The following is a 14281-nucleotide window of genomic DNA, read 5'->3' as shown; positions in this document are numbered from 1 at the left end:
CTCGCGCTGGCGATGTTCGTGCTCGTCGTCGACACCTCGCTGATGAACGTGTCGATCTCCGCGGTCGTGCGGGACCTCGGCACCACGGTGAGCGGGGTGCAGTCGGCGATCGCCCTCGAGGCGCTGGTGTCGGCGGCGTTCATCCTCGTGGGCAGCAAGGTCGGCGACCTCGTGGGGCGGCGGCGGGCGTACGTGCTCGGGCTGCTCGGCTACGCCGTCGGCGCGGCGGCGATGACGTTCGCGCAGAGCCTGACCGCGGTGATCGTGCTGTGGGCCGTCGTCGGCGGGCTCGGGGCGTCGCTGCTGCTGCCGGCGATGCAGTCGCTCGTGCACGGCAACTTCACGGGGACGGCGCAGAAGAAGGTGTACGCGCTCGTCGGCGCCGCGGCTTCGATCGCCGCGGCGGTGGGCCCGCTGCTCGGCGGGTTCATCACGACCTACCTGTCCTGGCGGGTCGCGTTCGGGCTCGAGCTGGTCGTCATCGTCGTCGTGCTGTCCGGCATCCGGCTGGTGCGGGACGTGCCGTACACCGGATCGCGGGAGGTGGACGTCGTCGGGGCGCTGCTGTCCGCCGCCGGGATGGGCGGCCTGGTGCTCGGGGTGCTCGCCTGGCAGGAGGGCGCCGAGTCGGTCGGGCTGCTGCTCGCCGTGGGCGTGCTGGCGCTGGCCGGGCTCGCGCTGTGGCTCGTGCGGCGCTCCCGGCGCGGGCGGGCGGTGCTCATCGACCCGGGGCTGTTCCGGCCGCCGCGGTTCCGGATCGGGGTCTCCCAGCAGCTGCTCCAGCAGGTGGCGCTCGGCGGGGCGATGATCGCGCTGCCGATCTTCCTGCAGATGGTCCTGGAGTACGACGCGATGGCCGCGGGCCTGTCGCTGGCGCCGCTGTCGCTGAGCATGTTCGTCGTCGCGCTCGCCATGAGCCGGCGGGCGGGGCGGTGGCCGGCGCACCGGGTCGTGCTCGGCGGGTTCGGCCTGCTGGTCGCCGGCGTCGGGGCGCTGCTCCCCGTCGTGCCGCGCGCCGGGTCCGGGTGGGCGCTCGCCGGGCCGCTGGTCGTCGCGGGGTGCGGCCTGGGGCTGCTCGTCTCGCAGCTGAACGACTACACGCTGTCGCCGGTCTCGGAGGAGCGGGTCAGCGAGGCCGCCGGCGTGAACTCCGCCGGCGGGTCGTTCGGGCTGTCGTTCGGGCTCGCGCTCGCGGGCGCGGTGCTGCTGGCCACGCTGTCGGCCGGGTTCACCGCCCAGGCGCGCGCCAGCGACGTGCTCGCGCCGGCGGACCAGGAGCGGGTGGCCGCGGCGCTCGAGGAGGACGCCGAGCTGATGAGCACCACCCAGCTCCAGGCCCTGCTCGCCGACGAGCCGCCGGCCGCGGCCGCCGAGGTCGTGCGGATCAACGAGGAGGTGCGGCCGCGCGCCCTGCAGGCCGCGCTGCTGGTGCCGCTGGTCGCGGGCGTCCTGGGTGCGGCCAACGCGCTGCGCATGCGCCGCGCGGCCGCGACGCCGGCCCGGACCGCCTGACCCGGACCGCACGACCCGGCACCCGGGGGGCGGACGCACGCGACCCACCCGCGCCGGTGCGGTGCGGGTGGGTCGGGTCGCAGGTGCGGTCCGGTCGCAGGTGCGGTCGGGTCGCAGGTGCGGTCAGGTCGCGAGGATGCGCGCCTTCTGGTCGGCGAACTCCTCCGCCGTCAGGACGCCCTCGTCCCGCAGCCGGGCCAGGTCGCGCAGCTGCGCGATCCGGGCGTCTGCGGCGTCCTGCGCCGGCGACCCCGCCGGCACCGCCGGGTACGGCGGCTCCTGGCTGTACCCCGGCGGGCCGTAGCCGGCCGGCACCGGTGTGGCGTACTGGGCCTGGGCGGCGCGCGCGTCCTGCTCCGCCCACCGTCCCTGCTGACGCCGCTGCACGCGGCCCGACACCGCGCTCGCGGTCCCGGCGATCACGGCCGTCCTGGCCACCCCTCGCAGCAGTCCGGGCATGGTCCCCCTCCTCGTCCCTGGTCCTCGTCCTGAGCAGTCCCGCGGCGCGCGACGGCGCCGCGTCAGTCCGTCGCGTCGAGCGCCGCCAGCAGCGCCTGCACCGGCACCCGGCCGCTGGCGACCAGCTGCCCGCCGCCGCGCCGCAGCGCCGTGGCGAACGGCGCCGCCCACGCGTTCTCGTACACCAGCACCCCGGCCGCCGCCCCCGGCGCGAGCGCCGCGGCCGCCTCGGCCAGGTCGTCGTCCCCGAGCAGCCCCGACGACGCGCCCTCGAGCACGGTGACGTCGAAGTCGCCGGTGGCGTCCAGCTCCTGCAGGTCGATGCCCGTGACGGTCCCGTCGTCGGCCTTGGCGACGAACGCCAGGTCGAGGACCCGGACGACGCCCCGGTCGACCAGGTCCATCAGCAGGGGGAACGCCTCTCCGTCCAGGCGGTTCTCCGGGAACTCGACGACCAGGTAGTCCACCGGGCCCATGTCCTCGATCGCGGTCTCCACGACTGCCTCCTGCGCTCCGCGGCGCCCGGTCGCCCCGGGCGGGTCCGCCCCCGCGGGCCCGGGTCCTACGGTCGTCGGCGCTGGTCGGGCGGGCATCACCCGCCGCGGGTGGAGAGCCCCGCGAGGCACCCCGGCGCCCTCGGGGCGGGGTCGCCGGCGGGCCTCACCCGCCAGGGGTGGCTCGCCCCGGAACCCCTCCCGGGACCGCGACGCGCGGGTATACGTTGCGGCCATGGGCTCCCCGGGGAGGGGCGCCGGACGGGAACTGCGCGAGCCACCGGGCAGGGGGACCGGGAGGCTCGACGTCCGGACGCCGGAGCAGCGCACCCTGCGGCCGTCGGCCGCGCGCACGGTGCGGCGCCCCGCCGTGGACAAGCTGCTCGACGGGGACGGGGACGGCCGGCTGACCGTCGTCGCGGCGGGCGCGGGCTGGGGCAAGACGACCGCGGTGGCGACCTGGGCCGCGGCGCGGCCGGGCCCGGTGGCCTGGCTGTCGCTGGAGCCGCGCGACACGGTGCCGCAGGCGCTCGCCAGCCGGGTGCTGGACGCCCTGCGGGCCAGCGGTGCCGTGCCGGCCGACCACCCGCTCGCCCGGCTGCGGGTGCCGCCCACCAGCACGCCGGCGTTCGTGGCGCGGTGGATGCGGGGCCTGGCGTCGCTGCCGGAGGAGTCGACGCTGGTCGTCGACGACCTGGACGTCGTGCGGCACCACACGGTGGTGCAGACGGTCCGGGACCTGCTCGCGGCGGACGTGCCGCTGCGGCTGCTGATCCTCAGCCGCTCGGAGCCGCCGGTCGGACGCCGCGGCGCCACCCTGCTCGCCGCGGAGGACCTCGCGTTCACCGCCGCCGACGTGCGCGCCCTGGGCGAGGTCGAGGGCGTCGACGTCACGCGCGAGCAGGCCCGGCTCGTCCTGGAGCGCACCGAGGGCTGGCCGACGGGCGTGCGGATCGCCCTGGGCCGGCTGGCCCGGCTGCAGGGGGTCGGCGAGCCGCCCACCGAGGACGACGTCGAGGAGGCGCTCGCCGACGACCGGGCCGTCGCCGACTACCTGGTCGACGAGGTGGTCGACCGGCAGCCGGGCGCGGTCCGCTCGTTCCTGCTCCGCTCCAGCGTCGTCCCCACGTTCAGCCCGGAGCTCGCCCGCGCGCTGAGCCCGGGCGCACCGTCCGACCGCCTGCACGACGCCCTCGCGGCGGCGCACGACTTCGTCGGGCCGGTCGCGCCGGCCGGGGCGTCGCTGCGCTACCACCCGCTGCTCCGCGAGATCCTGCACACGACGCTGCGGGTCCGCGACCCCGAGGGGCACCAGGACGCGCACGCCTGCGCGGCCCGGTGGCTGCTGCGGCACGGCGACCCGGTGGCCGCGCTCGACCACGCCACCGAGGCGGAGGACGGCGACCTCGTCGGCCGCGTGCTGGCCGAGGCTGCCGCCCCGCTGCTCGTCACCCCGAACCGCGAGGCGGTGCGTCAGGCGCTGCTCCGGCTGCCGTACGACGAGGCGCCCCCCGCCGCATGGTCCGAGCTGTGCGCCGCGGCCCTCGCGCACGTGGACCGCGCGTACCCCGCGTGCCGCGCCCACGTCGCCCGGTTGCGGACGCTCGCCGCCCACGACGCCGCGCGCGCGGGCCGGCCGCCGGTCGCCGCCCGGGTGCTCGCCGACCTGCTGGACGCCGCGGCCGCCCGGGGCAGCGGCGACGTCGGCGGGCAGGGGAGCGGCGCCGTGGCGGCGCTCGAGGCGCTCGCGCAGGCGCCCTGGCCGTTCCCGGCGTACCTGCCGTACCTGCGCTCCGCGCACGACCTGCGGGGCGGCGCGCTGCTCTGGCAGGGCGACGCGGTCGGCGCCCACCGCGAGCTCGCGGCCTCCGTCGCCGAGGACCCCGACGCGGTCGACCTCACCTCGCTCAGCGCGCGCGCCGGGCTGGCGCTGGCGCTCGCGGTGCTGGGCCGGCTGGACGCCGCCGAGAGGGCGGCCCGCGAGGCCGTCGACGTCGCGGTCACGTCGGGCTGGACCGCGTACGCGCACGTCCGTCCCGCCTACGCGGCGCTGGCCTGGGTCGCGCTGCTCCGCGCCCGCTGGGGCGACGCCGACCGGGCGGTCGCCTACGGGCTCGCCGCGACCGACGCCGGCGACGACCCGTGGTCGGTCGCCGCCCTGCACGCGGTCCAGGCGCTCGCGGCCCTCGGCCGGGGCCGGGTGCGGGCAGCCGCGCACGCGCTCGCGGCCGAGCGGCCCGCCGGACCCGCCCCCGCGCTGGTCGCCGCGCTCCGGCTGCGCGCGGCCGCCGAGCTCGCCGCGCTCACCGGCGCCGACGCCGCCGCGGGACCGGCGGACGCCCGGATCGCCTCCCCGCTGGAGGCCCTGGTCGCGGCGCGCCGCGCGTGGGCCCGCGGGGACGCGCCGGCCGCGGTGCGGCACGCCCGCGTCGCCGCCGGCTGGGCCGCCGACGTGGGGGAGACGCTGACCCAGACCGAGGCCACCCTCCTGCTCGCGCACCTCGCCGAGGAGCGCGGCGCCCCGACCCTGGCGGACGACCTGGCCCGGCGGGCGCTCGCGGTCGCCGGCACGGAGCGGGTGGTCCGCCCGTTCGTCGTCCCGGGCGCGGCGGGGCACGCGGCCCTCGCGCGGGTGCTCCCGGAGCGGGGCGACGCCCTCGCGGCGGCCCTGGTGGCGCACATCGGCGCCCCCGAGCCCGCCCCCGAGCCCGAGCCGCTGCCCGTCCCGCTGACGGACCGCGAGCTGAGCGTGCTCGCGGCGCTGCCGAGCATGGCGAGCAACACCGAGATCGCCGAGGAGCTGTTCGTCTCGGTGAACACCGTCAAGGCGCACCTGAAATCGCTCTACCGGAAGCTGGACGTGCAGACGCGGCGGGCGGCGGTGGCCCGCGGACGGTCGCTGGGTCTGCTGAGCTGACCGGCTCAGTGGTGCAGCGCGTACTTCAGCGCCACCATCGCGACGCCCAGCAGCCCGACGCCCACGGAGTTCGCGACCCGGGCGAACCCCCGCACGCCGCCGGACGTGGCCATCCGCCAGCCGACCCCGACGAGCAGCGCGGTGTTCGTCAGCAGCGCGATCCGCACCCCCGTGCCCGGGGCGACGCCCAGCAGCGCCTCCGCGAGCAGCACCGCCACGGGGACCAGGCACGCGGCGACGAGCGGGAGGCCGTCCGCGACGACCTCCCGCCGCTCCTCGCCGTGCAGGCTGCGGCCCAGCAGGGTCCGCGTCGCGGTCCAGTGCGCGTAGCTCTCCGCCGCCCAGTAGACGAGCAGCGTGCCCAGCAGGGCGAGAGCCAGCCGCGCCAGCCCGATCGAGTCGGGGGCGGCCGCGAGCACCGACCCGGTCACGACCAGGCCGTACAGGTGCCCCGCCCGGCGCCGGACCAGCCGGGGACGGGTCAGCGCCTCGGTGCCGGCCACGGCGGGCCGCTCAGCCGAAGGTCTCGAGCAGCAGGCTCTTCTCGGCCTCGGTCAGGTTCGTGGCGACGAGCCGGGAGCCCAGCCCGTGGAACCGCTCGCCGAGCCGGTCGAGGTCGCCGTCCTGGGTGACCGCCAGGAGCACCGAGGTGCCCTCGGTGGTCTCGTCGCGGAGCTTGATGAGGTCCTTCTCGTCGATCCCGACGCCCTCGACCGACTTGGCCAGGGCACCGATGCCCGCGCCCGCCGCCGCGCCGAGCAGCGGCACGAAGAACAGGCCGCCGACCAGCAGGCCCCACAGCGCGCCCCAGCCCGCCGCGTGCTTGCCGCCCTCGTGGTGGTGGTGCAGCTCCGGGCGCTTCTCGCCCTCGGGCCAGGACACCACCGCGGAGTCCACGACGGTGACGATCCCCTCACCCTGGGCGTCGCGCAGGGCGCCCCGCGCGCGCTCGGCGCCCTCGGGGCTGTCGAACTTCCAGGCCGTGAACGTCGTCATCGCTCGTCCTCCTCGTGCGGCGGCGTGCGGCGCGCCGGTCCGGGTCCGGGCACGGTCTGCCCGCACGTCACTGTCTCCCGGGCGGCGTGCCGACCGGCTCACCCGGCCTGGGTGAGACTCCCCGGCGCCCGGGTGGACCGGCGCGGTGCGGCAGCCGCGTCGTCCCACCGGTGGGCGCCGGCCGCCGCCGTCCCGGCCTCGGGCCCGGCGCCCAGGCGCAGGAACGCCCCCAGCTCCGCGAGCTGCGCCGGGCTGCCCGGGAGGTAGTCCGTCAGCCGGGGCGACCGGACGACCACGGCGGCCCACTTCCCGCGGGACAGCGCGACGTTCAGCCGGTTCCGCGACAGCAGGAACTCCATCCCGCGCGGCACGTCCTCGGGGGTGGACGCCGCGAGGGACACGAGCACGACCGGCGCCTCCTGGCCCTGGAACCGGTCGACGGTCCCCACCCGCACGCCGTCGAGGCCGGCCGCGACGAGCGCCCGGGTCAGGGTCCACACCTGGGCGTTGTACGCGGCGACGACCAGGACGTCCGCCGGGGCCAGCGGTCGCGCGAGGCCGTCCTCGGTCCAGGTCCGGCCGACCACCGCGCGGACCTCGGCGACGACCTGCTCCGCCTCCTCGACGCTGGACACCGCGTTGCCGTCGTGGTCGACCAGCACCGTCCGCACGCCCGCCGGCACGCCGTCGAGGTGCCGCGCGGCGGCGGACGGCACCGCGTGCAGCCGCCCCTCGTACGCGAGGTCGGACACCGGGGCGCACAGGTCGGGGTGCATCCGCCAGGTGGCGTCGAGGAAGTAGCCGAGCTCCGCCGGCAGCGTGTCGTGGCCGTCGGTCAGCCAGCCCAGCGCGGAGGTGTCCACCGGCTCGGGGTGGTCGCCCTGGGACACCTGCGGGAGCTGCTGCGGGTCGCCGAGCAGCAGCAGGTTCCGCGCCCCCGCGGACGCGGCGAACGTGTTCGCGAGCGAGAACTGGCCGGCCTCGTCGACCACCAGCAGGTCGAACCCGCCGTCGGGCAGCCGCTCGGGGTGGGTGAGATCCCACAGGGTGCCCCCGACCACGAACCCGCCGAGCTGGCTCGCGAAGAACCGGCCGAAGGCGCCGGTGTCCTTCAGCGCGGTCCACGGCGTCGCGGTCGGCGCGCCGGGGCGGGGCTTCTTGCCGACCGCGGCGGGGTCCACGCCCGCGTCGACGACCTTCGCGAGCAGGTTCTCCACGACCGCGTGCGACTGCGCGACGACCCCGACCCGCCAGCCCTCCGCGACCAGCGCGGCGATCACGTGCGAGCCGGTGTAGGTCTTGCCGGTCCCGGGCGGGCCCTGCACGGCCAGGTACGAGCCGTCCAGGTCGCGCAGGGCGGCGGCGATGGCGCCGACCATCCCGTCCGGCTCGTCGGCCGGCACGGGGAGCGGCCGGCCCGAGCGGGTGCGCGGCGGCAGCCGGCGCGCCAGGTCGAGCGCGGGCTGGTGCGGGACGGCGGGCAGGCCGGCGACGACGCCCGCGGCGAGCGCGCGCAGGGCCGCCGCGATCGTGGCGGTCGGCGGCGGCGGGGTGGGGCCCAGCCCCATCGGCAGCCGGTCGTGCGGCGCCCACGCCGCCTGGAGCCGCTCGGTGACCAGCAGCTCGTCGCGGGCGGCCGGACCGTCGCCCGCCGAGGTGACCTCCACGACCGTGAACCCGGTCGCGCAGCCGCGGGTCGCGTGCTCCGGCACCGGGGCGTGCTCCGGCACCGGGTCGTCGAACAGCCCGAAGCAGGTGGCCCCGGCGCGCAGCTCGCTGCCGGGCTCCAGCCGGCCGGTCATCCGCAGGACGCGCTGCTGCGTGCGGGCGCGCGGCGGGGTGTGCCAGCCCGTGACGACCTCGACCCGCTCCGCGACGAACGTGGAGCGCGGGTCGGTCCAGTCCGCGGGGTCCGACGAGAGCCGGTCGTAGTGCGCCCACCAGAACGGCTTCTGCTCGCGCCAGTGGTAGCCCAGGGCGGCGCCGAGCAGGGCGACGGCCTGCTGGTCCGGGGTGCGGCGGCCGGCGTCGCCCTCGGGGCGGTGGGCCGGGTCGTCGGCGTGGGCGGCGAGCGCGGCGACCAGGGCGTCGTGCTCGGGGGCGCCGTCGCCGGTCCCGCCGGCCGTGCCGGACCCGTCGGGGTCGCCGGTCCCCTCGGCGCCGCCCGTCCCGTCGGCCACGGCGGGCGGTCCCGGCGGCCGCGGGTGCACGCCCACGTCCGCGGCACGGGCGAGCAGCCAGTCGCGCAGGTGCCGCGTCGACGCGCAGTCGTACGCGTTGTACTCGGCGATCGCGGCCAGCGCCGCGCGCCACCCGGCGTCGTCGCCCGCGTCCCGCAGCGCGCACGCCTGCGCGTACTGGTCGATCGAGTCGCCGGCCGTCGTCACCTCACCGGTGCGGTGCCCCGGCATGTAGAGCGGCTCGAGCTGCTTGAGGGAGGACGACCGCTGCCCCGTGCGCAGCGACCCGCGCACCGTCGCGTACAGGTCGACGAGCACCCCCGCGCGCAGCAGCTCGTCGACGTCGGCCTCGCCGACCCCGTGCCGCGCGGCGAGCCGCAGCAGGGCGGACCTCTCGTACGGGGCGTAGTGGTAGACGTGCATCCCCGGGTGGGCGGCCCGGCGCTCGCGCACGTACGCGAGGAAGTCGAGCAGCGCCTGCTTCTCCTGCGCGCGGTCGTGCGCCCAGAACGCCCGGAACGGCGCCGCCGCCCCCGGGGTCGCGGGGGTCTCGACCAGCCCGAACAGGTACTCCAGGCCCCACGCCGCGGGCTGGCCGTCGGTGCCGACCTCGCCGGCGGAGTACAGCGGGTCGCCCTCGAAGTCGAAGAAGACGTCGCCCGGGTCCGGGGCGGGCAGCACGCCGATCGGCCGGGGGTCGAACACGTCGAACAGCACCGATCCGTCCCCGTGGTCCTGCCGCGACTGCAGCGCCGCCTGCGCCCGCAGCGTCGTGAGCGTCCCGGTCCCGACGCCGTCGACCGGCTCGGTCCGCGCGGCCAGGTCCTCGATCGTCCGCACGCCCGCCTCCCGGAGCCGGGCGGCCTGCGTCGTGCGCACCCCCGCGACGAGCAGCACGTCCCGCCGCGCCTCGAGCTCCGGCGCGCACACCGCGCAGCGTCCGCACGCCCGGTACCGGGGGTCGCCCCAGGCGGCGGGGGAGCCGCCGGCGCGGTGCTCGTCCAGCAGCCGCTGCAGCCGCCGGCGACGGTCCCGGTACACGGGCACCAGGTCGCGCAGCCGGTGCCGGGTGGTGCGGCCGTCGCCGAGGACGAGCTCCGCGTGGTCGGTGAGCGCGACGCCGGCGGCCGCGAGCTGGTCCGCGTAGGCGGCGACCTGGAGCAGCGCGGCGGGGCGCTCCTGGCGCGCGAGCTTGGCGTCCACCACGGTGTACCGCGGCCTGGGGTGGCCGGGGTCGCGCACCAGGAAGTCGGCGTACCCGGTGAACGTCCCGTCGAACAGCGCGGCCTGGCCGAGCACGTCCACGCCCGCCCGGAGCAGCGCCAGCGTGCGGTCGTGCGCGGCCGCGAGCCCCGCGGCGGTGCGGTCCGTCGGCCGGGGCAGCACCAGCACGCCGCGACCGGTCGCCGGGTCGTACGGGCCGAGCGCGGCGACGTGCGCGTCGAGCAGGCGGCGCTCGTGCTCCGCCCCCAGCCGGCCCGCGCGGGCGGCGGTGGCGTCGACCGCGCGGGGGACCGCCGGGCCGCGGCCGAGCGCGGCGTCGAGGGCGCGGGCCACGGCGAACTGGCACGCCGCCGCCGCACCGAGGTCGCTCGCGCTCAGGGCGAGCGCGCCGTCGTCGAGGATCTGCACGCCAGGAGGCTACGTGGCGCCGGGGACACGGCGGGCGGCCCGTCGGGCAGCGGCTCGGCGTCACGCGGGCCGCGGTCCGCCGGCCCGCCGCTCCTCGAGCCGCCTGCGCAGGAGCAGGAACGGCAGCACCCACGTCGCCAGCGCCGTGACCAGCCACACGATCACCACCGCGGCGATCCAGGTCGCCGCCCCGCCGTCGACGGTCAGCCCGCCGGTGAACGTCGAGGCGATGAGCAGCGCGACGAACGTGGAGACCAGGCCGATGCCGCCGAGGAACGCGCTGGCGTACCGGTTCGCCATCATCGCGATGAACGGCGACAGCACGGACTGCGCCACCGTGAACACGACCACCGCGGCGAGGAACCCGCCGGCGGTCAGGTGGAACCCGTCGAGCAGGAGCGAGGCCACCCACAGCCCCAGCGCCGACGACCCGAGGAAGATCAGCACCCGGATCAGGAAGATGATCATGGCGGGCTCCTGCGTCCGGGAAGCCGCGCGGTCGTGGCGGCCTCTCCACCGTGGCGCCGGCGCTCCCGACCGGCATCACCTCCGCGGGGTGACCTCGCCCGCCGCCCGCATCCGGATGCTCAGGATCCGTCAACCGCGCGCCGCCGCCGTCGATCTCCGCGGCATGCCGATCTCCCGCCGGTCGCTCCTGGCCGCCGCCACGGTGGGCGCCGCCGCGCTCGCCCTCTCGCCCGCCCCGCCCGCGTCCGCCGGGACCGGCCCGGTCCCGTTCGGGCTCACCGTCCCGTGGGGCCCGTTCGACGTCCCGGCGTGGTCGGCACGCGCGGCGGCGCTGCGGGCGGCACCGGCGTATGCGCTCTGGTACGCGTCGTTCACGGAGGCGCCCGACCCCGCCAAGCTCGCCGCCGTGGCCGCCACCGGGGCGGTGCCGGTCCTGACCTGGGAGCCGTGGGACCCGGCGCGCAAGAACCAGAAGGCGTTCGCCCTCGCCCGGTTCCTCGCCGGCGACCACGACGCGACGATCCGCCGGTGGGGGGATGCGCTCGCCGCGTACGGCGGGCCGGTGCACCTGCGGTTCGCCCACGAGATGAACGCCGGCGGATACCCGTGCGCGGTGGGCGTCGGCGGCAACACGGCGGGGCAGTACGTCGCCGTGTGGCGCCGGGTCCACGACCTCCTGCGCAGCCGCGGGGCGACCCGCGTGGTCCGCGTGTGGTCGCCCAACGTGTCGTTCCCCGGGTCGACCCCGATCGCGTCGGTCTACCCCGGCGCCCAGCACGTCGACGTCGTCGGCGTCGACGGCTACAACTGGGGGACCGCGCGCCGGGGCTCGGTCTGGCAGAGCCCGTCCCAGGTCTTCGGCCCGACCGTGGCCGAGCTGCGTCGCGTCGCCCCGGGCAAGCCGCTGCTGCTCGCGGAGACCGCCTCGACGGAGAAGGGCGGCGACAAGGCCCGCTGGGTCACGGAGCTGTTCGGGTGGGCGGCCCTCCAGGGCGACCTCGCCGGCCTCGTCTGGTTCGACGAGAACAAGGAGACGGACTGGCGCATCGCGAGCTCGGCCGCCTCGCTCGCCGCCTTCCGGGCCGCGGTCGCGCCCCGGTGACGCGTCGGCAGCCGCCCGCCGCCGGGAGGGCGTGACCGGTCGGGCCGGTCAGGACTCGACGCCGGTGGCGCCGTGCGGCGCGCCGACGGGCTTGGACTCGGGGGAGCCGCGCTCGCGCAGGAAGACGGCGAAGACCACCATGCACAGCACGGCGAGGAACTCCGACTGCCAGTTCTGCAGCGTCCGGCTCCAGAAGTCCGGCAGCGTGAGGTACTCCGTCCACGTCACCGGGTCCTGCAGGTCGCGCATCTGCTCCTCCGAGTACGCGACGGCCCCGGTGAGCGACTGCGTCAGCCAGGACCCGAGGAAGATCGCGCCCATGACGAGCGTGAGCGAGTGGGAGTAGAGCCCGAGGCGCCACCCGCGCCGTCGCGCCCAGGACGGGGACGACGGAGCCGCGTACGCCCCGACGCGCTGCTCCTCGTCGCTCTCCCGACCGGCCGAGTCGAGGTTCTTGGACTCGGGCGACCCGCGCTGCAGCAGCCAGACGGTCGCGCCGATGAACAGCAGGAACTGCAGGAACTCGGACTGCCAGTTCTCGGTCAGGTCCACCAGGAAGGCCGACGAGGTGAGGTACTGCCCGGCCGTGAGGGGGTCGAGCCCGGCGGCGACCTGCTCGCGGTTGACGAGCGCGAGGCCGCTGACCGCCTGCCCGGCGACGGCCGCGACGAAGATCCCCCCGAAGAACAGGCTCAGGCCGTTCTCCCGCAGCGCGCGCGGTCCCCGGCCGGTCACCGCTGCATCCCGGCGATGACGGCGCTGTAGACGAGCCCGAGCACGACGACGGCCAGCGTCGCGGCGAACAGGATGCGCTGCGCCCTCATGCCTCCACCTCGCAGTCGTACGGACGCTCCGGCCGCGGGGTGCAGCCCGCGGCCGTGATGAGCCAGCCGGACCCGGACCGGGTCAGGAACACGGTGTCGGTCCCGAGCACGGCCTGGGCCTGCCGGCCGGCCACCCGCACCCGCGGTGCGGTGGTGCCCTGCGCGCGGTCCTGCAGGTCGTCACCGAGCTCGCCCGTGGTGAGCGCGTCCGCGCAGGAGGACCCGGCCTCCTCCTCGACCGTCGCCACGACCGCGGGGGTCAGGTCGGCGCACGCGGCGGCCCCGTCGCCGTCCGCCACGGCGGTGTAGAAGTCGGCGACCGCCGCCGCGGGCGCGTCACCGGGCGGCGTGCACGCGGCCAGCGGCAGAGCGGCGAGGGCGACGACGACCATCGCCCGGGATCGAGCGGCCATGGCCGGATGCTCGCAGGGAACCGCGGCACCGGCATCCCGAACGGGCGATGCCCAGGGCACGACGAAGGCCCCAGGTCGGTGACCTGGGGCCTTCGTGCTGGTGGGCGGTACTGGGATCGTCAGGACGACTGCGGGAGACCGCAGTCCTGGGCTGGTTCCGTCCGCCGACGACAGCACACATTCAGGCTCATCAGTGCTGCAGGAGACGTGGCGTTCGGGGCCTTGGCGGTGATCTGCGCGCTGCGCGGCGAGGCGCTGTCCGGCGGCCGTGCGCTTGCGCGTCGGTGCCGGCGCCAGGAGCTGTGCGACCCACCGGCTGACTCCCGCACCGCCGTGCGCTGCAGGGAGCATCGGGCAGCTAGGGGTTCGCCGAACGGTGCCGGGCCCTCGTCGCGGGTGACGTGCGGTTCGACGCCGTTCAGTCCCGCCGTGCCCGCCCCGGCGGGGCGTCCTCGCGCTTGCTCCGACCGGTCACCGGGACCGCCGCGCCGCGCGGCCGACCCGGGCGAGCACCAGCCCGCCGGCGACCAGCCAGCACGCCGTGACGAGGAGGGCCGCACCCGCCGACCCGGTCGCGGCCAGCGCCGGCGCGGCGACCGGCGCCGCCGCCGGGTCGGCGCCCAGCGTGACGGTGGACGAGCGGACCTCCGCGGTGAGGGCGAGCGTCGGGGAGACCGCCACCCCGTCCGGGCCGACGACGCGGTAGTCGCCGGCGGGGAGGCCGTCCACCACCACGCGCCCGTCCACCGCCTCGACCGGGACGCGCACGTCGTCGGCCGTGCCGAACGTGCCGTCGGGTCCCGCCCACCACAGCAGCACGGTGCCGCTCACCGGACCACCCGAGGGCGTCCGGACCCGGAGGTCCGCCCGTGCGTCGCCGGCCAGCCCGACCTGGGCCTGCGCCTCGCCGCTCTCCGGGACGAGGACCTGCGCACTCGCGTCGAACAGCCCCTCGGAGTCCCAGGTCACCGCCAGCGACTCGGGATAGCGGACCCGGACCGCGTAGGCGCCGGCCGTCAGCCCGGTGAACGCGAACGCGCCGTCCGCCGCCGTCTGCACGTGCGCGACGAGGTCCGGCGCCACCGCCGTCGCCACGGCGGACGCCGCACGGCCGCGCGCGGCGCCGCCGCCAGCCAGCTCTGCCCGGTACAGCTCGACGGTGACCGACGGCAGGCCGGGCTCGGCGGGACCGTCCTGGACGCCGTCCTTGTAGTTGAACGCGGCGTCGTAGCCGTACTTCTCGGTCAGCAGCGCGACCTTCTCCGCCGACCCCGCGGAGCCGAT

11 protein-coding genes and 1 pseudogene are annotated in these 14281 nt (G+C 77.5%); 3 read left to right on the top strand and 9 right to left on the bottom strand.

Annotation, left to right across the window (positions count from 1 at the left end; genetic code table 11):
- Positions 1-12: 12 nt before the first annotated feature.
- Positions 13-1512, top strand: coding sequence for an MFS transporter (locus G6556_RS02175; protein WP_166938226.1), 1500 nt, complete (start codon positions 13-15; stop codon positions 1510-1512).
- 123 nt (positions 1513-1635) lie between these two features.
- Here the strand turns inward: G6556_RS02175 and G6556_RS02170 are convergent, their stop codons facing one another.
- Together G6556_RS02170 and G6556_RS02165 are read right to left on the bottom strand one after the other, a co-directional pair.
- Entirely contained in the window at positions 1636-1971 is a 336-nt protein-coding gene (locus G6556_RS02170; RefSeq protein WP_166938190.1) for an SHOCT domain-containing protein, read from the bottom strand.
- A 62-nt stretch (positions 1972-2033) separates the two neighbouring features.
- Entirely contained in the window at positions 2034-2468 is a 435-nt protein-coding gene (locus G6556_RS02165) for a DUF6325 family protein (RefSeq protein WP_346774671.1), read from the bottom strand.
- A 367-nt stretch (positions 2469-2835) separates the two neighbouring features.
- Between G6556_RS02165 and G6556_RS02160 the strand changes: the two genes are divergently transcribed.
- On the top strand, positions 2836-5382 hold the full coding sequence (locus G6556_RS02160; RefSeq protein WP_166938189.1) for a LuxR C-terminal-related transcriptional regulator: 2547 nt from the start codon (positions 2836-2838) through the stop codon (positions 5380-5382).
- Positions 5383-5387: 5 nt separating this feature from the next.
- On the opposite strand, the gene G6556_RS02155 is transcribed toward G6556_RS02160, so the two are convergent.
- The 4 genes from G6556_RS02155 to G6556_RS02140 form a co-directional block, all read right to left on the bottom strand.
- Positions 5388-5885 carry a hypothetical protein gene (locus G6556_RS02155; RefSeq protein ID WP_166938187.1) on the bottom strand — a complete coding sequence of 166 codons (498 nt, stop codon included), beginning with the start codon at positions 5883-5885 and terminating at the stop codon, positions 5388-5390.
- 10 nt (positions 5886-5895) lie between these two features.
- Entirely contained in the window at positions 5896-6378 is a 483-nt protein-coding gene (locus G6556_RS02150) for a DUF1269 domain-containing protein (protein ID WP_166938185.1), read from the bottom strand.
- Positions 6379-6476: 98 nt separating this feature from the next.
- Positions 6477-10190, bottom strand: coding sequence for a TM0106 family RecB-like putative nuclease (locus G6556_RS02145; protein WP_346774670.1), 3714 nt, complete (start codon positions 10188-10190; stop codon positions 6477-6479).
- A 60-nt stretch (positions 10191-10250) separates the two neighbouring features.
- Positions 10251-10658, bottom strand: a complete 408-nt coding sequence (locus G6556_RS02140; RefSeq protein ID WP_166938184.1) for a phage holin family protein — start codon at positions 10656-10658, stop codon at positions 10251-10253.
- A 163-nt stretch (positions 10659-10821) separates the two neighbouring features.
- On the opposite strand from G6556_RS02140, the gene G6556_RS02135 reads away from it, so the two are divergent.
- Entirely contained in the window at positions 10822-11760 is a 939-nt protein-coding gene (locus G6556_RS02135; RefSeq protein ID WP_166938182.1) for a glycosyl hydrolase, read from the top strand.
- A 48-nt stretch (positions 11761-11808) separates the two neighbouring features.
- Here the strand turns inward: G6556_RS02135 and G6556_RS02130 are convergent, their stop codons facing one another.
- The 3 genes and pseudogenes from G6556_RS02130 to G6556_RS02120 form a co-directional block, all read right to left on the bottom strand.
- Positions 11809-12495 (bottom strand): DUF6766 family protein, encoded by a 687-nt coding sequence (locus tag G6556_RS02130; protein ID WP_166938180.1) that lies wholly within the window; start codon positions 12493-12495, stop codon positions 11809-11811.
- Positions 12496-12580: 85 nt separating this feature from the next.
- The gene (locus G6556_RS02125) at positions 12581-12997 is read right to left on the bottom strand and encodes a hypothetical protein (RefSeq protein ID WP_240933506.1); all 417 of its coding nucleotides are present in this window, start codon (positions 12995-12997) and stop codon (positions 12581-12583) included.
- 471 nt (positions 12998-13468) lie between these two features.
- Positions 13469-14281, bottom strand: a pseudogene (locus G6556_RS02120) (hypothetical protein); the annotation flags it as partial.

Origin of the sequence: Cellulomonas sp. IC4_254 (assembly GCF_011603975.1) — a bacterium.
In the GTDB taxonomy this organism is placed as follows: Bacteria; Actinomycetota; Actinomycetes; order Actinomycetales; family Cellulomonadaceae; genus Cellulomonas.
Note: the sequence above shows the minus strand (reverse complement) of the source record. Positions and strands in the feature narration are given on the sequence as shown.